The organism is Geobacter sp. AOG2, assembly GCF_019972295.1.
Taxonomy (GTDB): domain Bacteria; phylum Desulfobacterota; class Desulfuromonadia; order Geobacterales; family Pseudopelobacteraceae; genus Oryzomonas.
The window spans coordinates 782,169-799,695 of the sequence record NZ_BLJA01000001.1; the positions used below are offsets into that span (position 1 = coordinate 782,169).

A 17,527-nucleotide genomic window follows, 5' to 3' on the forward strand; every position below is an offset into this window, starting at 1 on the left:
CTGCGAGTATTCCCTCCGTATGGGGGGTAGCTACATCTGCAACCATCCTGACCGCCTCGGATTTTCGAACAAAAAATAGCTCGTGGCACTTGGGGTAATCGTGAGACTACGAGCACGAACAAACCGCACGGGACGCAAAGGACTCTCACGACTCCCTGCAAGGGGCCCCGCTTCCGTGGCCGCTTAGCCTGGGTGGTCTACAGGCGCCATGCGACATAGTGTTGATCAAGGACACGTTACATGGGTATCTCTAAATATCCTTCCGTCGTTACCATGCCGAAAGTCGGGATGCCGTACCCTTCCATCCTCGACTTCCTGAGCGATAGATTCCCCGCCATTCCCGGCGAAACCTGGAAGGAACGTATCTCAGGGGGAAAGGTCCTTGGCGAAGATGGACAGCGTATCACCCTGGATACGGGCTACGTTCCCTTGAAGCGTCTCTTCTATTTCCGCGAGGTAGCTGCCGAACCGTCCATCCCTTTTGCCGAAAAGATATTGCATCTGGACGACCATATCCTGGTCGCCTGCAAACCCCATTTTCTCCCCGTCACCCCTGGAGGGCGGTATGTTGACGAATGTCTGTTGAACCGCCTGCGCGCCAGCACCGGGATAGATGAACTGGTCCCGTTGCACCGCATAGATCGCGAAACAGCCGGCTTGGTGCTCTTTTCCGTCAACAAGGAGAGCAGGGGGCTTTACGGCAGCCTTTTCCTGGAAGGTCTCGTGGAGAAGGCCTACCAGGCGCTTTCGGCGTGCCAACCTTCTCAGGAGCCTGCATCGTGGGATGTGGCGAACAGGATCGAGCAAGGTGAACCGTGGTTCCGCATGAAGACGGTACCCGGCGTTGCCAATGCGCGATCCGCCATCCACCTGGTGGAGACCAGGGGAGCCATGGCCCGATTTGTCCTGCATCCGTACACCGGCAAGACCCATCAGTTGCGGCTCCACATGAGCGGTCTCGGCTTCGGGATACTGAATGACCGCTACTATCCCGAATTGCAGGTTGAGAGCAAGGATGATTTTGAGGCCCCGCTCCAACTCGTCGCCCAAAGGCTGCGCTTCAAGGATCCAGTGAACGGCGGCTACCGGGAATTTGTCTCCGAGCGTCCGCTTTTATGGTAGCACGGCGGGCAGGGCCACGAATCCTGAAAAAGCATTTGCAAAAGAGCCGCAGGGACAGGGAGGGGATAATATCGGAAGGGTGCATCGTTAGGGCGATTATTGACAATACTCCGCCTCGGTGGATGGTTTTAGGTGATTTTCTTCATGTCTTTGTGGTTCTGTGGCCTGATGGCAGTTTTTAAGCATAATTTGCTCAGGGAGCCGTACCATGGTATAGTTGAATCGCGCCTGAACCACAGGGACAAACCGCCTCCTGTGGTTTTTTTGCGGGCGCAGAATGAGAGTGTATTTCCATGAACCCGACCGCATTTTCCTCGCTCCGGCTGAAGGCCCCCCTGCTCAAGAACCTGGTTTCCCTCGGTTATGCCGAGATGACGCCGGTTCAGGCCCATTCCCTGCCCCTCATCCTGGCCGGCAAGGACGTGATCGCCAAGGCCAAGACCGGCAGCGGCAAAACGGCGGCCTTCGGCATCGGCCTGTTGACCCATCTGGATGCAGCATCCTTCCGGGTGCAGGCGCTGGTGCTCTGCCCGACCCGCGAACTGGCCGATCAGGTCGGTAAGGAGTTGCGCCGCATTGCCCGGTTCACCGACAACATCAAGATCCTGACGATATGCGGCGGCGTCCCCTTCGGCCCCCAGCTCACCTCCCTGGAGCATGGCGCCCACGTGGTGGTCGGCACCCCCGGTCGCTTACTGGACCATCTGCGTCGCGGCAGCCTCGACCTGTCCGCTTTACGCACCCTGGTGCTGGACGAGGCGGACCGAATGCTCGATATGGGCTTTCAGGAGGATATCAGCGCACTGATCGCCGCCGCCCCTCCCAAGAGGCAGACCCTGCTGTTTTCCGCCACCTACCCGGAGTCCATTGCCGCCATGAGCGAGGCGATCCAGCATGAGCCGGTGGAGGTCAGCGTGGACGAGACCCATGACGAGGGTTCCATTGAACAGGTTTTCTACGAGGTGGGCCACGAGCAGCGAACCGAGGCGGTAGCGCGCATTCTTGGGCATTATCGCCCGGAATCAACCCTGGTCTTTTGCAACACCAAGCTGGAATGCCAGGATCTGGCCGATGCCCTGGTCAACCGGGGTTTTGCCGCCCTGGCCATCCACGGCGACCTGGAACAGCGGGAACGGGATCAAGTGCTGGTCCGGTTTGCCAACCGGAGCGCCACGGTGCTGGTGGCTACCGATGTGGCTGCTCGCGGGTTGGACATCAAGGAGTTGCCGGCGGTGATCAATTATGAACTGTCCCGCAATCCGGAGATTCACACCCACCGCATCGGCCGTACCGGTCGTGCCGGGGGACAGGGGCTGGCCGTCAGCCTGACGACCCCCCGGGAGAGCCGGTTGATCGCTGCCCTTGAGGATGCATTGGGGAACACCATTACCCGCGGGGACCTTGCAGCTTTGGCGCCGGCGACGGGCAGGCCAGCGGCGCCCCCTATGGTGACCCTCAGCATCGACGGTGGCCGCAAGAACAAGTTGCGCCCCGGGGATATCCTGGGCGCCCTGACCGGCGAGGGAGGAATTGCGGGGAGCGAGGTAGGCAGGATCGATGTTTTCGACTTCCTTACCTATGTGGCGATCTTGAGGAACAGTAGCGATCAGGCCCTGGCCTGCCTGGGGAAAAACAGGATTAAGGGGCGCTTTTTCAAGGTGCGGAAAATAGAGTGACGGTTCTAATTGTACGGCGTGGAGCATGAAAAACGCCCGCACTGACGCACGCACGAGAATAAAATCCGCCACCGGTTCCGGTAAGTGGTATGGTATGATGACTCTTGAAGATGTCGACACGCACCAATGACCGCACGTGAAAAGGAGAAAGACTCATGAGCAAAGGCGTGGACGCTAAAAAAGAAGCCAAGAAAGAACCGGCAAAGACCCCGAAGGAAAAGAAGGCCGAGAAGAAAATCAAAAAGGCTGAAAAGAAAAAGTAAGTTAAAGAATCACAATAGTCCGCAGGCGGGCTCAGGGGTGCCTGTGACAACGGGTAGAGAGCCCGCCGTTCGTTTTCAATGATTGCTGTTGAGTTCGTGCCAGCGCCGGGCCGAGTCGATATCCCGCATGACGCCGCGCACGTCGGCAGGGTTGGCACTCTGCTCAAAGCGTCCGGTCAGCACGCTCTCCGGGGTGAGTTCTCCCCTGGAGTACAGCTTCCAGATCTCCCTGCCGTAGTCGGTGGTCAGAAGTTCGGGGGCGAACCGGCCGAAATAGGCGGTCATGTTGGCGACATCCCGCCGGAGCATGTCGGCGGCGTTGTTGTTTCCTGCGGCGTCGATGGCTTGCGGCAGGTCGATGATGACCAGCCCCCTGTTACCGGCCAGTACGTTATATTCGGACAGGTCGCCATGGACGAGCCCGGCACAGAGCATGAGGACGATCTGGGCGATCATGGTACGGTGGTGGTCGCGGGCCTGCTCCGGCGTCAGTCTCACATCATTGAGACGCGGTGCGGTGTTGCCGTTATCGTCGGCCACCAGTTCCATCAGCAGGATCCCCCCGCTGTAGCTGAATATTTTGGGCACGTGCACCCCGGCCTCGGCCAAACGTTGCAGGGCATTCACCTCGGCGTTTTGCCAAGCCCCTTCCTGCTCTTTACGGCCAAACCTGGAATTCTTGCCCATGGCGCGCGCCTGGCGGCTGTTCTTGACCTTACGCCCTTCCTGGTAGCGGGCCTGGGAGCTGAAGCTCCGATGGCCGGCGTCCTTATACACCTTGGCGCAACGCAACTCCCCCATGGAGCGGACCACATAGACCTCGGCCTCCTTGCCGCTCATGAGTTGTGAGACTACCTCGTCGACGAGGCCGTTTTCAACGAGCATCTCAAATTTTTTCGGTGTTTTCATACGTTTTCTTATCCTGTTCTGGACGCAAGGGGCATTTGGGACATTCCCTTGTTCGCATGGTCGCTCGTCATGGGTTGTGCGGACTTGTTCCCGAGGGGTACGGAGAGGCGGGGTTCGGTTCGAAGGGGAGAGAAGATATTTTCAGGAAGTACATTACTATTTAAGTATACTATAAGTGATGGATAAAGGATAGTGCCTTTCCTGTGATCATCTTTTGGGGCGGACCGGACTTTCCGGAATGCCTTCCGGGCGGGGAAAGGTGGTCTTCCCGAATGGCCTGATCATTTCCCGGCAAAGGCGGTTCGTGGCGTCTTTGCCGGGAAACGGGCAATGAAGCGGTGCAAACAGCGCCTGCCTATTCGGTACGGCTGGTGACCTCCAGCAGATGGTAGCCGAACTGGGTCTGAACCGGGCCGAGAACCTTGCCCACCTCACCGCTGAAAACGGCTTGGTCGAACTCTTTCACCATCTGGCCCGGGCCGAATTCTCCCAAGGCGCCGCCCTGCTTGCCCGAAGGGCAGAGGGAATGTTCCCGTGCAACGACCGCAAAATCGGCACCAGCTTCAATCTGTTTCTTGAGGTCTTCGCAGACCTCCTTGCTTGCCACCAGGATGTGGCGTGCAGTGGCTCTTGCCATGGTGTACTCCTTGTTGTGTTGGTTTTTCCCGGAAGGGTATGCAAGCATATCACAGTCCGTGGAAGGGGGACAGCGACTTTTATCGTGCCGGTTTCCTCCTCGTGACAGGGTAATTTCCTTTTGTCGCCCGGCCAGGACCCTGCCTGCCCATAATCAACCTGTCCCGTTGTTCCAGCTCTTGTCGCCAAATAGGGCGACAAGGCGGGCATTGTAAAGAAACGGCAGTTTGTCCGGCAGCATAGCCCGCACCCAAGGGGTTAATTTTTTCCCTTGACGGGCACAAAAACGTGTAAAATAAATACACGTGGTGCTCCTGAAAATCGGGAGAAAACAAAAAGCGGCAGATATCGCCGACATCTCGTCTGTTTTAGGATTATGTGTCTTGAGTTCCCTTTTTTTTGCCCGCGGTACAAAAGTGCTTTATCCCGCCCTCCTTGCGCTTGCCTTCGTCCTGAATCTGGCCGCTTCGGCGCCTGCCCAGGAAAATTTCGCCACCTATCCCCTCCTGGCGTCCGGCTATACCTCCATCAAGGTTTTTGACAACCAGGGGCGGTTCGTTGGCCGGCTTCTGCCGGAAAAACGGTACTGGGTCCCCATCGACCGCATCCCCGCATTCCTGCAAAGGGCGGTGGTGGCCGTTGAGGACGCCCGCTTCTACGAACATGGGGGCATCGATCTCCGCGGGATCGCCCGGGCCTTGGTGAAGGACGTGGTCAAGGGGAAAATGGTTGAGGGCGGTTCGACCATCACCCAACAACTGATCAAAAACAAATACCTGTCCGGCGAAAAGACCATCGAACGGAAGCTCGACGAAGCCCGCATGGCCATGGAGTTTGAGAAGAAATACACCAAGAAGCAGATCCTTGAGATGTATTTCAACGAGATCTACTACGGGAACGGGGCATGGGGCATTGCCCAGGCGGCCCGCATCTATTTTGACAAAAATCCGGAGGATTTGACCGACGCCGAGTGCGCCCTGCTGGCCGGTGTGCCAAAAAATCCGGGCCGCTACAACCCGTTGGGAAAAGCAGCCAACGTCACGAGGCGGAGGGATGTGGTCCTCAAGCGAATGGCGGACCTGAATATGATCACGCCCCGGCAGAGACAGAACCTGAGAACCCAGCGCGTCACCTTTGTGCAGGCCGGTCAGGCTCCCCAGTATCTGGCCCATATCCGGGCCAAGCTGATCGAGCGGTACGGTGCGGATGTCATCGAACAGGGCGGACTGGAAGTGACCGCGGCCCTGGATCTGAACCTGCAAAAACAGGCCGAGAAGGCGTTGGCCGAAGGGGTCAAACGGATTTCTCCCCAGTTGCAGGGGGCGTTGGTTTGCCTGGACCTCGCCACGGGTGATGTCCTGGCGGCCGTTGGGGGAGTCGATGCCGGTAAGGGGGCCTATAATCGCGCCTTTTCCGCCAAGCGTCAACCAGGCTCGGCCATCAAGCCGCTGATCTACGCGGCAGCCCTGGAAAGAGGGATTACTGCCGGCAGTATTTGGAACGATACCCCGGTAGCCTATAACCGGGGGAACAACGAAGTTTGGAGGCCTCTGAATTATGGCAGGGAACGGTTCGGGGATATCTCCCTGAGGAAGGCTTTGGCCTATTCCAACAACGTTGTCACGGTAAAAGTGCTTGAGACCATCGGGGTCCCGTATTTTATCGATTTTGCCGGCAAGATGGGGCTGCCGTTGCGCGCGCAGAATGGTCTCTCCCTGGCCCTGGGAACGGATGAGGTTACCCTCAGCGACCTGGTTCAGGCGTACACCCCCCTGGCGGCCGGAGGCATGCGCTCCGAAGCGCGGACCATCATCCGGGTGTATGATCGTCGGCGTAATGCCTGGACGGAAAATCCTCCGGCGGTTACCCCGGTCCTTGCGCCTGCCACTGCCTTCATCACTACCCAGATGATGAAGGACGTCATGACCTACGGTACCGCCAAGACGCTCAGGAAGTTCAGCCAGGAATACCCGTCCGCCGGAAAAACCGGCACCACCAACGATTACCGGGATGCCTGGTTCATCGGCTATACCCCCCAGGTGATAACCGGCGTCTGGGTAGGGTATGACAAACCCCGGCCAGGGGGGAAGGGCTTCACCGGCGGCGCTGTCGCGGCCCCCATCTGGGAGCGGTTCATGCGTCGGGCCGTGGCTGCGAAACCGGTTGTCGACTTCACCAAACCGGATACGGTTGTTTCCGTTGCCATCGATCCTGCCACAGGTCTTCTGGCGGCGCCGGAGTGCCCGAAGAAACGCGATGAATTTTATATCCCCGGGACCGAGCCGACCGAATATTGCCCCGCACATGGGGGGGGCGAGACCAAGCCCGCACCGGTACCGCCATCGTCATCGCCACCGCCTTTGCCACAGCCACAGCCGTCGCCACGGTCGCCAGTGATGGAGGATGGCGCCCCATAACCCCTGGCCCTTGCAAGCGGTGCGCGGCCTGGAGGGAACGCCGCGCCCCTTGTGAGGGCCGCCTGTCAAAGAACCCGGGGTCTTGCCGCAGGGCACGCGCCCTAAGCATCTATCACCGCTTTACAAGGAGAAAGAATATGATTCAGTACGGTTTTCTCGGTCTCGGTATCATGGGCAATGCCATGGCGGCCAATCTGGTGCGGGCTGGTCTTCAGGTTATGGTCTGGAACCGCGATCCGGCCAAATGCGCCCCCCTGGTGGCCCTGGGCGCACGCCAGGGAGGAAGTCCCCGTGACGTGGCCGCCGCCTGCGACATCACTTTTGCCATGCTCGCCGACCCCGCCGCAGCCAGGGAGGTCTGCTTCGGTCCGGCGGGGGTGTTGGAGGGGATCGCCGCCGGACGCGGCTATATCGACATGTCCACCGTGGACGACGTGACCGCCTCTGCCATCGCCGGGGCGGTGGCAGAGCGCGGGGGGCGTTTCCTTGAAGCCCCGGTTTCCGGTACCAAGAAGCCGGCCGAGGATGGGACCCTGGTCATACTTGCCGCAGGGGATCGGGGACTTTACGACGAGGCAGCCCCGGCACTGGACAAGATGGGGAAGAAGCGTTTTTATCTGGGCTCAGTCGGCCAGGGGGCGCGCATGAAGCTCGTTATAAACGCGATCATGGGGGGGATGATGACTGCCCTCTGCGAGGGGGTGGCTCTCGGTCGTAAAGGGGGGCTCGATGGTGCTGACATTCTGGAAGCGCTTGATGCCGGGGCGCTTGCCAACCCGCTCTTCAGAGGCAAGGGACCCATGCTGTTGCAGGGGGAATTTCCCACCAGTTTCCCGCTGAAACACATGCAGAAGGACCTGCGTCTCGCCGTGGCCCTTGGGGACGAACTGGGCCAGCCGCTCCACAGCATCGCCGCGGTCAACGAGATATTCAAGCAGGCACGCGCCGCCGGGCACGGCGATGCAGATGTGGCTGCGGTCTTTCAGGTCATCAAGCAGTAAGGCGATTGAGAGCGGGAACGCGGTATGAGAGAGGAACGTGTCATTAAAACGAGGTCGCGCGTCACATGGGAGGCGTTAGCGACGCCTCTGTGCCTCCATGGGGACATGAGATGAAATTCACCCTCCTGACCCATTTCAAGGAGTTCGAAAAACCGTCCAATACCGGCCGATTGGTGCTGGACGTCTTGGGAGATGCGGCCGTGCAGGTCCGTTGGGACCGGCTGAACCCGCCCGCCGGATTTGTGGAGGAGATTGAGGCGGGTGGCGTGGCGCTGGTCTATCCCGGCGCACCTGATGAGAGTGACGACGATCTGACCGGCATCAACCATTTCGTCATTATTGACGGCACCTGGCACGAGGCCCGCAAGATCCACCAGAGAAGCCCCTATCTCCTGAAGCTCCGCAGGGTCTGCCTCAAGCCTGCCGGGAAGTCCCTCTACAACCTCAGGAAAAATCAGAAGGAGGCCTGCCTCTGTACCGCGGAGTGCGTGATAGAAATTTTGCGCGCTACGGGGAGAATCGGGGATGCGGAGCGGTTGATGGAGCGTTTTCTTGCATTCATCAGGCCGCCCGGCATCATGCGGGGAGCGGTTCCGGGGCATTGAGGCAGCCATTCGTGGAGCCGTTCAGGCAAACAGCCATCGCCGGACGAGTTTCGTATATCGCGGCATGACAACATAGATCATGAGAAATACGACCGTTCCGGTGACCGCAAGTGTGGTGAGCGCATGGTTATCCGGAACTCCGAGCAACCGAAGTGCCGGCGTAACAATTAGCGGTACGCCAAGCACTAACGGGTAGATAGCGGACCACGTCACCAAATATTGCCTCCAGCGTGCGGGCACCCTTGCTTTGGCTCCCTCAGGAACAAACCAGAAATCCAATCCGCTACGAATGAAAAAGTCGTCGCCGCTAACAAGTAACGGCTTGACCTTTTCAATCAGACGGCTACGAATTGGCGACTCCATCCACGACTGGAGGTTCGCTTTTGTGTCGAATCGGATAATAACCGTATTGGTCGAGGTAAGACCAGGGATCGGGCGGATGATATGCCAATCCAGGTTTCCCTTCGAGGACCTGCACAGTGGCCCGATTTCGTCCAGCCAGCTTTCGTAATCCAGATGCTTGCCTTCACGCACTCTGTGGGTGATAACAACTGTTGCCCCGATATCACTGGAGTTCATGGGTGTAGTGTTCTCGTCCATAGTATCTTCAACCTCATTTTTGCGCCATCAAAGCGAGAGATGACATGATGTTGCCACATTATACCCCAAAAGAGTGAATATATTTGTAAGTCATAGCCCGGCGAATTTGTTTTCCGCCCTCTCAAGCATGCCGGTTTCTTCCGGCGCCGTCTCTCTCGTGTGCGGCAACGGACGAGCGCATGATGATGGTTGTAATTTCGGGGCTCATAATCCATACTCTCTTTGTCGAATACCGCCCAAGCCCCTTGCCGGGAGACGATCCCGCCGCAGAATGAGGATATTACCCGCCATGGCGCTGCCGTCCAAGGTTTATAAAGCATTCATCCAGCTTTCCGATATCGGCCGCGGCGTTTATGAAACCTTGCAGGCAACGGTCGCCCAACATCCATCGGAAACCGAGGAGCGCCTTGTGGCCCGTTTGCTGGCCTACGCGATCTTCCATGAACCGGAGTTGGCGTTCACCAAGGGTCTTAGCGCTACGGACGAACCGGACCTGTGGGTGAAACGGGCCGATGATCGGGTTCGGCTCTGGGTTGAGGTCGGTCTGCCGGAACCGGACCGTATCATCAAAGCGGGTCGCCATTCGGAACGGGTCGCCCTCTTGGCCTGCGGCAGGCAACTTGCCGCGTGGGACCAGCAGCAGTTGCCCAAGCTGGAGAAACTTACCAATCTCACCGTTATCAGCATCGATCCCGCTATCATTGCCAAACTGGCAGCGCAGTTGGAGCGGACCATCGCCTGGTCGGTCACCATCACCGAAGGTACCATTTATCTAACAGTCGGCGAGGAAACGCTAGAGAGCGCCATCCAGATGAAGGCCGGCAGTCCCTGAGTCCTGGAGGGCGGCGTACCAACCGAATTCTGTAACCTTGTCCATCAGGAGTCGTCACGAAAGGATACCATGACTAATAACGATCTCCTCCGCAGCCTCCGCTATGCCTTGAAGTTGGATGGCGAAACCATCGCCGAGTTGTGCGCGTTGGGCGGGCATGAAATTAAACCGATAGACGTGTTGAAACTCCTGAAAAAGGAAGAGGAAACCGGCTTTGCGGTTTGTGCCGACACGGTGATGGGGGCCTTTCTTGACGGCCTGATCGTTTCCCGGCGCGGTGCGCAGGAGCCGAAACCCGGGGTAGTCAAGGCACCGGAGGCGGCGTTGAACAATAATCTCATTCTGCGGAAGCTCAGGATCGCGTTGGAGTTGAACGAGGAGGGGATGCTCGCGGTCCTGGCAAAGGCCGGGGTCCAACTTTCAAAATCCGAATTGTCCGCCATGTTTCGGGCAAAGGGGCACAGGAACTACAAGCCCTGCGGCGACCAATTTCTCCGCAATTTCATCCGTGGCTTGACGCTTGGCGGGGGGAAAACGTAGCCGGAAGCGGCGCTTGCCCGGAATTTCAGGGGACGGTCCGCTTTATGGAATGCGGTCCGCCCCTTTTTTCATACCTGTTGTACCGAAACCTCAGGAGAGTTCTGCCACCATGACGAAGGAACAGATAATTCGAGAGATAATCGCACCGCTTTCCAACGATCTCGCGGTACTCTCCATTGCGGCTCGGACGGCCCACGAGGCCGCCACCCACGAGGAGTGTCTCCCCGACAACAAGTACGATACCACCGCCCTTGAGGCCTCTTATATCGCACAGGGACAGGCCAATCGCGCCCAGGAGATCAGGATCGCCCTGGAGGGCTACCGTACCCTGACGCTGCTTGGCTTTGACGACGACACACCGATCCGGTTGACGGCCCTGGTTACCCTTGAAAGCCCGCAGGGTGAGGTTCGGAGGCTTTTCCTCGGTCCCCAGGCCGGGGGTATGAAGATTGCCGATCATGACGGGGAGGTTGTGGTCATTACCCCCCGTTCCCCCCTGGGGCGCTCCTTGTTGGGGCTGAAAACCGGTGATGAGGTGCAGGTGGGCGAGGCTGCCGCAGCCCTGTCCTACACCGTGGCCGGAGTTAGTTGATGTGGGCTGACACGGGATATGTTCGCCGCCGGGGGGCTCCGCCCGAACGCTACAAATGCTCCCTGGCCCAAGCGCACATCTGATCGAGGATGGGAATAATGGTCGTGCCTTTTGCGGTGAGGGAGTACTCCACTTTGGGGGGCACCTGGGGGTATACCTCCCGGTGCACGAGGTGGTCGGTCTCCAACTCCCGCAACTGCTGGGTGAGCATCTTTCTCGTGGTACCGGAGAATTGCCGCTGCAAATCGGAAAAGCGCATGGTCCGTTGCGACAGGTGCCAGAGTATGGAGGCCTTCCATTTGCCGCCGACCACGGCCAGGGTGGCATCTATACCGCATTTGTATGACTTGTCCCGGTACACCGTCAGATTCTCTTTCTCCTGATTATTTTCCATGGAAACTCCGCGAAATTCTTTATGTTACAAAAAAGGTACTACGTACCTAAATAGTCCGTTATTGACGAATAGATACCTATGGTGGATTATAGCGCCTATATTTGAAAAATTGAAGCTCGAATATGAATCTAACGCGAAAACAGGGGGACGAATCGATGAAAGTGGTCGCCATTAACGGCAGTCCAAAAAAGGAAGGCAACACCTATCATGCCATCAGTTTGGTCGCCGCCGAGCTTGAAAAAGAGGGCATAGAAACCGAAATCATCCACATTGGCAACAAGGTGATTCAAGGCTGCATCGCCTGTGGGCAGTGTGCCAAAAACAGGAACGAGCGGTGCGTCCTGCCTGGCGACGAGCTCAACGACACCCTCCAGAAGATGAAACTTGCGGATGGGATCATCCTGGGGACACCCGTCCATTACGCCGCCATCGGAGGCACCATGAAATCGTTCCTGGACCGGGCCTTTTACGTTGCCGGCTCCAGCGGCGGGATGCTGCGGCACAAGGTCGGCGCGGCGGTGGTTGCAGTGCGCCGTTCCGGCGGTTTGCCCACATTCGATCAACTGAACAATTTTCTGCACTATGCCGAAATGCTGGTACCGAGTTCCAACTACTGGAACGTTATCCACGGCGCCCGGCCGGGAGAGGCGGCACGGGATGAAGAGGGGCAGCAGATCATGCGCATGCTGGGTAAAAATATGGCATGGCTGATGAAATTGGTCGAACACGGCAAAGGAGTGGTTCCGGAGCCAGAGGGAGAACCCAAAACCTTCATGAATTTTATCAGGTAAATGTTGTAAAGAATGCGAGGATGCTTCCCGTTATTCCAAAACGAAATGAGAGGGTTACTTATGTCGAGATTAACCGTTGTTGCCAGGCTGCTGGCTAGGAAAGAGTCGGCTGACGCCGTCAAGGCCGAGCTCCTTAAGCTGGTTGCTCCGACCAGAAGCGAAGACGGGTGCATCGAGTATCGGTTGCATCAGGATAATGACGATCCGGCGCTGTTTTTCTTTTACGAAAATTGGGAGAACGGGGCCTGTCTGGGAGAACATAAGAAGACGGATCATTACAGGAGCTGTTTCAGCGCCCTGGAGGGCATGATCCTGGATAAGTCCGTAAATCTGTTGACCATGATTGAACCGTGACAATGCAATGGCGGCGGGAGCCCGTCTTTTGTTCCGCTGTTTGCGAGGGATCTGGCGTGATGGCAGGATGCGAGGCTGTGTTGGCGGCTAAAGGGCTGTACCGGCCCACATCCTGCTGTGCCCGATTTCAGGGGGTTTCTTCCTCGCCTGGTGCCTCTTCGCCATTTTCGTCGGTTGGGGCGCTGCTCCTGGCCAGCTTGCGCTGCTGCTTCTCTTCGTTCTTTTTCTTTCGCTCCAGCTCCTTCTGCTTTTTTTGAAACTGAAAGTTGGGTTTGGCCATCGCGTCGCTCCCTAAATAAATGATTTTCAATAAAAAAAGCCCCGAGTGTCCCCGGGGCTTTTGCGGCCAATTACGGCGTTGGTTAGGCTCTCTGTACGTTCGCGGCCTGAAGCCCTTTCGGACCCTTGGTGATTTCAAACGTTACGCTATCGCCTTCAGCAAGGGATTTGAAACCGTTGCCTTCGATTGCGGAAAAATGACAAAAAACATCTTCTCCATTTTCCTGCTCAATAAAACCAAACCCCTTGCTGTCATTAAACCATTTTACAGTTCCGTTTACCATTTTCTTACTTTCTCCTGATGCAACTTTTAAATTTCGTCTCAAATATTTTGGACGTATTTCGACCCTAGCAGCTTTGCGTGATACAAGTCAAGCAAAAAAACAGAATATATCAAATGACCATATAATATAAAGGCAATAATTGGTATATTAATAATATAAATACAGTTATTCAGGTGTGTTGAAGTTATTGCGCCTGAATACCTGCAAATATGTTTTTTAGACTTGATTGATGCTTTGTGTATTAGGCTACAATCTGGATAGATATTGCAAATAATCCTTGCTAATATAGAGATTGTAACGTAATTTATAAGATAATAATGATATTTAATTTGACGAAAAAGGTACTAAAGAAGGTCAAATCGTACTGGTTGCCTATTTCTAATAAGAAAGCGATATGACACTATGGTAATCAAGGTCGGCAACATTGTAAGCCACACAGGCGCGCTTGAGTGGGGTGCAGGCAAAGTTATGGAAATAACGGCCTCCTCGGCGATGATTCAGTTCAGCGATGGTAAAAACAGAAAAATTGCCGTGTCCCACTTCACCACTCTGCAACCGGCCGCTCCGGACTCTTTTTTACCTCCACCCGAAGGACCTGTTGTGATGAAGGCCGCCCGAGTCGCTAGGGCTCCCAAGGCGGCCAAAAAGAAAACGGTAAGCAGTTAGGTCTGGTGAATTTATCAAGCAGTCAGAGGCGGCCAATCGGCCGCCTTTTCCGTTTTTCCTCACAGAGCGGTAAATAACGCGGTATAATTGAAAAAAGTCAGATGATGTGCGCCCAAACCACCTACGCTATGCGCTGGTGCGAAGGTATAATGGGGGAACCATGTCAGACACAACCATTCAGGACCGCGGGGCCGGAGCCATCATGGGCGCCTTTATCGGTGACGCCTTGGGACTCGGGCCGCACTGGTATTACGACCTTGATGAATTGCGCCGCGATTATGGTGAATGGATCCGCAGCTATACCGACCCTCGGCCCGGCCGTTACCACGAGGGACACAAGGCGGGCCAACTCTCTCAGGCGGGCTTCATTCTCAGGCTGCTGGTTACGTCACTGGTGGAGCGGGGAGGGTACGACGAGGCCGACTTTTGCCGCCGTATGGACGAGGAGTTGCTGCCGCTCCTGGATGGCACCCCCATCAGCGGGCCGGGCGGCTATACCAGCCAATCGATCCGCGAGCTATGGCGGCGGCGCGTGGAACAGAAGCTGCCTTGGGGGCAGACCGGCGGTCATGCCGACACAACGGAGGCCATCGAACGTACCCTGGCCCTGGCGGTTAGATATGCCTTGGACCCTGCCCGGCTGGCTGGCGCTATTACCGGCAATGCCGTCCTGACCCAGGCAGACGATACAGTGGTGTCCATGACCGTGGCTTATGGTGCGGTGCTGGGGCAGTTGGTGCAGGGGCATGCCCTGGATGCCCGTCTGTCGGGCAGGTTGATGAAGTTGGTACATAGTGGGGCGCTCCCCTTCCACGCCGTTACCGGAGACAATCTGCAACCTCCCCGCCCCGGCGACCCGGACCCGCCCCGGATCGGGAGGTTCGCTTCTCCCGATGCCCTGCTGACCCCGTCTTATATGGCCGCCGCTGCTGTAGACCCTGATATCCGCATCGAACCGGCTTGGAAGGTGTCCATCGTCTACGGGATGCCCTGCGCGATCTACCACCAGTTACCGGCGGCTTATTACCTGGCAGCCCGTTTCCGCGACGATTTCGAATCCGCCCTGCTGCATGCCGTCAACGGGGGCGGGCAGAACCAGGCGCGGGCGATCCTGACCGGCGCCTTGGTAGGCGCCCTGGTTGGCCTTTCCCGAATACCGCAACGTTTCCTGGACGGCCTGGAGGGCTCCGCCGCCCTGTGTCGCCTGGCGGCGGAACTGGCGGCGAGCATCGATAAAACATAACACTACGGAGAAAAAACGAGGTGACATCCATGAACACCAAGCGGATCACCTTCCCCAATAGCCGGGGGGAACGACTCGCCGCCCGGCTGGAACTCCCCGAAGACGAACCTCCCCTGGCCTACGCCCTGTTTGCCCACTGTTTCACCTGCTCCAAGGACCTCACAGCCGCGGTGTACATCGCCCGCGCCCTGAGTAGCTGGCGCATCGCCGTGTTGCGCTTCGACTTCACCGGTCTGGGTGAGAGCGAGGGGGAGTTTGCCGCAACGACCTTCTCATCCGAAGTGAGTGACCTGGTGGCGGCGGCCCGTTTTCTGGAACGTGAGTACGAGGCCCCACGGCTGCTTGTCGGCCACTCCCTGGGGGGAACGGCCGTGCTGGCGGCGGCCGCGGAGATCCCGTCGGCAAAAGCCGTGGTCACCATTGCCGCCCCGTTCCGGCCTGGCCATGTGCGGGACCTGCTGGAGGACTCGGCAGAGCGGATCGAGCAGACCGGCCAGGCCGCCGTCACCATTGCGGGCCGCGAGTTCACCATTCGCAAGAGCCTGCTGGATGACCTGGAGGCCCAGCGGCCCGAAGAAACGCTGCGTCGGCTTGATGCGGCGCTGCTGGTGATGCACTCACCCCGCGACCAGGTGGTCGGGATCGACAACGCTACCGACATCTACCGGCTTGCTTCCCACCCCAAGAGCTTCATCTCTCTCGACCCGGCCGATCATCTGCTGTCCGATAGCCGGGACTCACGCTATGCCGGCGGTATCATCGCCGCTTGGGCCGGCCGCTATCTGGCGTTGCCCGAGACGCCGGCCCCCTCCCGCATCCCGCCGGAGGTAATCGACAGCCGGGTGACGGCCCACACCGGGGCGGAGGGCTTTCGCACCGACCTGTTCGCCAACGGTTTTCCGCTGGTGGCCGACGAACCGGTGGCGGACGGCGGCGGCAACGAAGGGCCTTCGCCATACGACTATCTGCTGGCCGCCCTCGGCGCCTGCACCGGCATGACGCTCCAGGTGTACGCCCGGAGCAAGGGTTGGCCGCTGGAAGATGTGGTGGTGCGGCTCTCCCATCACAAGGACCATGCCGAAGACTGCCGCGACTGCGATGAACATGACCGCAGGATGGATGTCTTCGAACGGGAAGTGGAACTGAGCGGGGAGTTGGACGAGGTGCAGCGGCAGCGCCTCCTGGAGGTCGCCGGGCGGTGCCCGGTGCACCGTACCTTGACGGCAGGAGTCAGGGTTGTGACCACCCTGAAGTCGGAGTGAGGAGGGTTTGTGATCACTATCGTTGCCGGCATAATGATGATCATTCTTTTGATCTGGATAATCGGCGGGTATGTGCCGACCATGAATATTCATACACCGGCCCATACGGTCAGGGAAAAGAGGGCAGGGTACGAAATCAGGGAGTACGAACCCTACGTCATTGCTGAGACGTTGCAGAAGCGGAGCGGGGACGAAGCGTCGCCCGGCGGTTTCAACGAACTGTTCCGCTATATTTCCGGCAACAATGTAACCCGGTCCCGGCTTGACATGTCCGCCCCCGTGCTTCGGTCGGCTGACCGGAGCGGCCGGAAGATTCCCATGTCGGCCCCGGTCCTGAAAGACGGGGCGGGTGGGACCGGCACGATTGCGTTTGTCATGCCTCCCGGCAAAAGGCCCGATGAGCTTCCCCTGCCAAAGAGCGCGGCGGTGCACCTGAGGGAAATTCCTGCCAGAACGGTAGCCGCGGTTTCATTTACAGGGTATGCCACGGATGCCGTTCTCGGGAAATATACCGCTGAACTGCTGGCGGCCCTGAAGCGTGACGGCATAGTGACGAGGTCCGCTCCGCTGATCGCGCTGTACAATCCTCCCTGGACTCCGCCCTTTATGAGGAGAAATGAGGTGCTGGTCGAGATTGTCTTGCCGTGATGCAGAGTTTTTTCCCGTGGTACCCGCACCAGGGTGAATGTGTAGCTGCATAAGAAAAGGGCCAGACGGTCGTTTCCTTTACCGTCTGGCCCTTTTGGTCCGCTAATCCCTGTGATGTTTGTCTTTGCCGTGTTTCTTGTGGTGCCCTTTGTAGTGCCCTTTGTGTTTCCCGTAGTCGTGCCGTTCCCCTCTCTCGCGGGTGACGACGCGCTCCCTTTCCACTATGACCGTGCGGGGTGGTGGAGGGGGCGCCGGTGCACCGACCTGTACCCGCACATTGGGCGTATTGACATCGACGCCGACTGCGACATTGGACGCGCCAGCGATGCCCGTCATGCTCAGGACACCCGCTAAAGCTCCCGTAACTGCTTTCAATTGATAGCTTTTCATGTTTGTTCTCTTCTCCTTTCCCT

General features: G+C 57.9%; 21 protein-coding genes. 14 read left to right on the top strand and 7 right to left on the bottom strand.

Annotated features, from left to right (window positions below; translation table 11 throughout):
• Positions 1–240: 240 nt before the first annotated feature.
• On the top strand, positions 241–1,122 hold the full coding sequence (locus LDN12_RS03525) for a pseudouridine synthase (protein WP_223921306.1): 882 nt from the start codon (positions 241–243) through the stop codon (positions 1,120–1,122).
• A 293-nt stretch (positions 1,123–1,415) separates the two neighbouring features.
• Entirely contained in the window at positions 1,416–2,798 is a 1,383-nt protein-coding gene (gene dbpA / locus LDN12_RS03530) for an ATP-dependent RNA helicase DbpA (protein ID WP_223921307.1), read from the top strand.
• Between the two features lie 338 nt (positions 2,799–3,136).
• Here dbpA and LDN12_RS03535 read toward each other — a convergent pair whose 3' ends face one another.
• Positions 3,137–3,970, bottom strand: a complete 834-nt coding sequence (locus tag LDN12_RS03535; RefSeq protein ID WP_223921308.1) for a PA4780 family RIO1-like protein kinase — start codon at positions 3,968–3,970, stop codon at positions 3,137–3,139.
• 355 nt (positions 3,971–4,325) lie between these two features.
• Entirely contained in the window at positions 4,326–4,655 is a 330-nt protein-coding gene (locus LDN12_RS03540) for a peptidylprolyl isomerase (protein ID WP_223921309.1), read from the bottom strand.
• A gap of 367 nt (positions 4,656–5,022) precedes the next feature.
• On the opposite strand from LDN12_RS03540, the gene LDN12_RS03545 reads away from it, so the two are divergent.
• The 3 genes from LDN12_RS03545 (at position 5,023) to LDN12_RS03555 (ending at position 8,629) form a co-directional block, all read left to right on the top strand.
• The gene (locus LDN12_RS03545; RefSeq protein WP_223924016.1) at positions 5,023–7,023 is read left to right on the top strand and encodes a transglycosylase domain-containing protein; all 2,001 of its coding nucleotides are present in this window, start codon (positions 5,023–5,025) and stop codon (positions 7,021–7,023) included.
• Between the two features lie 137 nt (positions 7,024–7,160).
• Positions 7,161–8,024, top strand: coding sequence for an NAD(P)-dependent oxidoreductase (locus LDN12_RS03550; protein ID WP_223921310.1), 864 nt, complete (start codon positions 7,161–7,163; stop codon positions 8,022–8,024).
• A 65-nt stretch (positions 8,025–8,089) separates the two neighbouring features.
• Complete coding sequence (locus LDN12_RS03555; RefSeq protein ID WP_223921311.1) at positions 8,090–8,629, top strand: tRNA-uridine aminocarboxypropyltransferase; 540 nt, start codon at positions 8,090–8,092, stop codon at positions 8,627–8,629.
• Between the two features lie 21 nt (positions 8,630–8,650).
• Here the strand turns inward: LDN12_RS03555 and LDN12_RS03560 are convergent, their stop codons facing one another.
• Positions 8,651–9,208 carry an antibiotic biosynthesis monooxygenase gene (locus tag LDN12_RS03560; RefSeq protein WP_223921312.1) on the bottom strand — a complete coding sequence of 186 codons (558 nt, stop codon included), beginning with the start codon at positions 9,206–9,208 and terminating at the stop codon, positions 8,651–8,653.
• 310 nt (positions 9,209–9,518) lie between these two features.
• On the opposite strand from LDN12_RS03560, the gene LDN12_RS03565 reads away from it, so the two are divergent.
• The 3 genes from LDN12_RS03565 to LDN12_RS03575 all read left to right on the top strand — a co-directional run bounded on the left by LDN12_RS03565 (position 9,519) and on the right by LDN12_RS03575 (position 11,193).
• Complete coding sequence (locus LDN12_RS03565) at positions 9,519–10,061, top strand: YaeQ family protein (protein ID WP_223921313.1); 543 nt, start codon at positions 9,519–9,521, stop codon at positions 10,059–10,061.
• Between the two features lie 69 nt (positions 10,062–10,130).
• Positions 10,131–10,601: a DUF1456 family protein gene (locus LDN12_RS03570; protein WP_223921314.1), complete on the top strand. Its 471-nt coding sequence runs from the start codon at positions 10,131–10,133 to the stop codon at positions 10,599–10,601.
• 109 nt (positions 10,602–10,710) lie between these two features.
• Positions 10,711–11,193 carry a transcription elongation factor GreAB gene (locus LDN12_RS03575; protein WP_223921315.1) on the top strand — a complete coding sequence of 161 codons (483 nt, stop codon included), beginning with the start codon at positions 10,711–10,713 and terminating at the stop codon, positions 11,191–11,193.
• A 49-nt stretch (positions 11,194–11,242) separates the two neighbouring features.
• On the opposite strand, the gene LDN12_RS03580 is transcribed toward LDN12_RS03575, so the two are convergent.
• The gene (locus LDN12_RS03580; protein WP_223921316.1) at positions 11,243–11,587 is read right to left on the bottom strand and encodes a helix-turn-helix domain-containing protein; all 345 of its coding nucleotides are present in this window, start codon (positions 11,585–11,587) and stop codon (positions 11,243–11,245) included.
• A 155-nt stretch (positions 11,588–11,742) separates the two neighbouring features.
• Here LDN12_RS03580 and LDN12_RS03585 point away from each other — a divergent pair, with 155 nt between their 5' ends.
• Both LDN12_RS03585 and LDN12_RS03590 read left to right on the top strand, forming a co-directional pair.
• On the top strand, positions 11,743–12,378 hold the full coding sequence (locus LDN12_RS03585; RefSeq protein WP_374045075.1) for a flavodoxin family protein: 636 nt from the start codon (positions 11,743–11,745) through the stop codon (positions 12,376–12,378).
• Positions 12,379–12,438: 60 nt separating this feature from the next.
• On the top strand, positions 12,439–12,732 hold the full coding sequence (locus LDN12_RS03590; protein ID WP_223921318.1) for a putative quinol monooxygenase: 294 nt from the start codon (positions 12,439–12,441) through the stop codon (positions 12,730–12,732).
• A gap of 127 nt (positions 12,733–12,859) precedes the next feature.
• Here LDN12_RS03590 and LDN12_RS03595 read toward each other — a convergent pair whose 3' ends face one another.
• The gene (locus LDN12_RS03595; RefSeq protein ID WP_223921319.1) at positions 12,860–13,012 is read right to left on the bottom strand and encodes a hypothetical protein; all 153 of its coding nucleotides are present in this window, start codon (positions 13,010–13,012) and stop codon (positions 12,860–12,862) included.
• An 82-nt stretch (positions 13,013–13,094) separates the two neighbouring features.
• The gene (locus LDN12_RS03600; RefSeq protein ID WP_149211287.1) at positions 13,095–13,295 is read right to left on the bottom strand and encodes a cold-shock protein; all 201 of its coding nucleotides are present in this window, start codon (positions 13,293–13,295) and stop codon (positions 13,095–13,097) included.
• A gap of 402 nt (positions 13,296–13,697) precedes the next feature.
• Here LDN12_RS03600 and LDN12_RS03605 point away from each other — a divergent pair, with 402 nt between their 5' ends.
• The 4 genes from LDN12_RS03605 to LDN12_RS03620 all read left to right on the top strand — a co-directional run bounded on the left by LDN12_RS03605 (position 13,698) and on the right by LDN12_RS03620 (position 17,114).
• Positions 13,698–13,961, top strand: a complete 264-nt coding sequence (locus LDN12_RS03605; RefSeq protein ID WP_223921320.1) for a DUF3553 domain-containing protein — start codon at positions 13,698–13,700, stop codon at positions 13,959–13,961.
• Positions 13,962–14,121: 160 nt separating this feature from the next.
• The gene (locus LDN12_RS03610) at positions 14,122–15,204 is read left to right on the top strand and encodes an ADP-ribosylglycohydrolase family protein (protein WP_223921321.1); all 1,083 of its coding nucleotides are present in this window, start codon (positions 14,122–14,124) and stop codon (positions 15,202–15,204) included.
• A gap of 29 nt (positions 15,205–15,233) precedes the next feature.
• Positions 15,234–16,466 carry a bifunctional alpha/beta hydrolase/OsmC family protein gene (locus LDN12_RS03615; protein ID WP_223921322.1) on the top strand — a complete coding sequence of 411 codons (1,233 nt, stop codon included), beginning with the start codon at positions 15,234–15,236 and terminating at the stop codon, positions 16,464–16,466.
• 9 nt (positions 16,467–16,475) lie between these two features.
• A complete protein-coding gene (locus tag LDN12_RS03620; protein ID WP_223921323.1) occupies positions 16,476–17,114 on the top strand; it encodes a heme-binding protein in 639 nt (212 codons plus the stop codon).
• A 102-nt stretch (positions 17,115–17,216) separates the two neighbouring features.
• Here the strand turns inward: LDN12_RS03620 and LDN12_RS03625 are convergent, their stop codons facing one another.
• A complete protein-coding gene (locus LDN12_RS03625; protein WP_223921324.1) occupies positions 17,217–17,504 on the bottom strand; it encodes a hypothetical protein in 288 nt (95 codons plus the stop codon).
• Positions 17,505–17,527: the final 23 nt, after the last annotated feature.

What these genes read in the sequence shown, in the direction of transcription:
- LDN12_RS03525 (WP_223921306.1), top strand. Translation starts at nt 241, where the DNA reads ATGGGTATCTCTAAATATCCTTCCGTCGTTACCATGCCGAAAGTCGGG.
- dbpA (WP_223921307.1), top strand. Translation starts at nt 1,416, where the DNA reads ATGAACCCGACCGCATTTTCCTCGCTCCGGCTGAAGGCCCCCCTGCTC.
- LDN12_RS03535 (WP_223921308.1), bottom strand. Translation starts at nt 3,970, where the DNA reads ATGAAAACACCGAAAAAATTTGAGATGCTCGTTGAAAACGGCCTCGTC.
- LDN12_RS03540 (WP_223921309.1), bottom strand. Translation starts at nt 4,655, where the DNA reads ATGCTTGCATACCCTTCCGGGAAAAACCAACACAACAAGGAGTACACC.
- LDN12_RS03550 (WP_223921310.1), top strand. Translation starts at nt 7,161, where the DNA reads ATGATTCAGTACGGTTTTCTCGGTCTCGGTATCATGGGCAATGCCATG.
- LDN12_RS03555 (WP_223921311.1), top strand. Translation starts at nt 8,090, where the DNA reads ATGGGAGGCGTTAGCGACGCCTCTGTGCCTCCATGGGGACATGAGATG.
- LDN12_RS03560 (WP_223921312.1), bottom strand. Translation starts at nt 9,208, where the DNA reads ATGAACTCCAGTGATATCGGGGCAACAGTTGTTATCACCCACAGAGTG.
- LDN12_RS03565 (WP_223921313.1), top strand. Translation starts at nt 9,519, where the DNA reads ATGGCGCTGCCGTCCAAGGTTTATAAAGCATTCATCCAGCTTTCCGAT.
- LDN12_RS03570 (WP_223921314.1), top strand. Translation starts at nt 10,131, where the DNA reads ATGACTAATAACGATCTCCTCCGCAGCCTCCGCTATGCCTTGAAGTTG.
- LDN12_RS03575 (WP_223921315.1), top strand. Translation starts at nt 10,711, where the DNA reads ATGACGAAGGAACAGATAATTCGAGAGATAATCGCACCGCTTTCCAAC.
- LDN12_RS03580 (WP_223921316.1), bottom strand. Translation starts at nt 11,587, where the DNA reads ATGGAAAATAATCAGGAGAAAGAGAATCTGACGGTGTACCGGGACAAG.
- LDN12_RS03585 (WP_374045075.1), top strand. Translation starts at nt 11,743, where the DNA reads ATGAAAGTGGTCGCCATTAACGGCAGTCCAAAAAAGGAAGGCAACACC.
- LDN12_RS03590 (WP_223921318.1), top strand. Translation starts at nt 12,439, where the DNA reads ATGTCGAGATTAACCGTTGTTGCCAGGCTGCTGGCTAGGAAAGAGTCG.
- LDN12_RS03595 (WP_223921319.1), bottom strand. Translation starts at nt 13,012, where the DNA reads ATGGCCAAACCCAACTTTCAGTTTCAAAAAAAGCAGAAGGAGCTGGAG.
- LDN12_RS03600 (WP_149211287.1), bottom strand. Translation starts at nt 13,295, where the DNA reads ATGGTAAACGGAACTGTAAAATGGTTTAATGACAGCAAGGGGTTTGGT.
- LDN12_RS03605 (WP_223921320.1), top strand. Translation starts at nt 13,698, where the DNA reads ATGGTAATCAAGGTCGGCAACATTGTAAGCCACACAGGCGCGCTTGAG.
- LDN12_RS03610 (WP_223921321.1), top strand. Translation starts at nt 14,122, where the DNA reads ATGTCAGACACAACCATTCAGGACCGCGGGGCCGGAGCCATCATGGGC.
- LDN12_RS03615 (WP_223921322.1), top strand. Translation starts at nt 15,234, where the DNA reads ATGAACACCAAGCGGATCACCTTCCCCAATAGCCGGGGGGAACGACTC.
- LDN12_RS03625 (WP_223921324.1), bottom strand. Translation starts at nt 17,504, where the DNA reads ATGAAAAGCTATCAATTGAAAGCAGTTACGGGAGCTTTAGCGGGTGTC.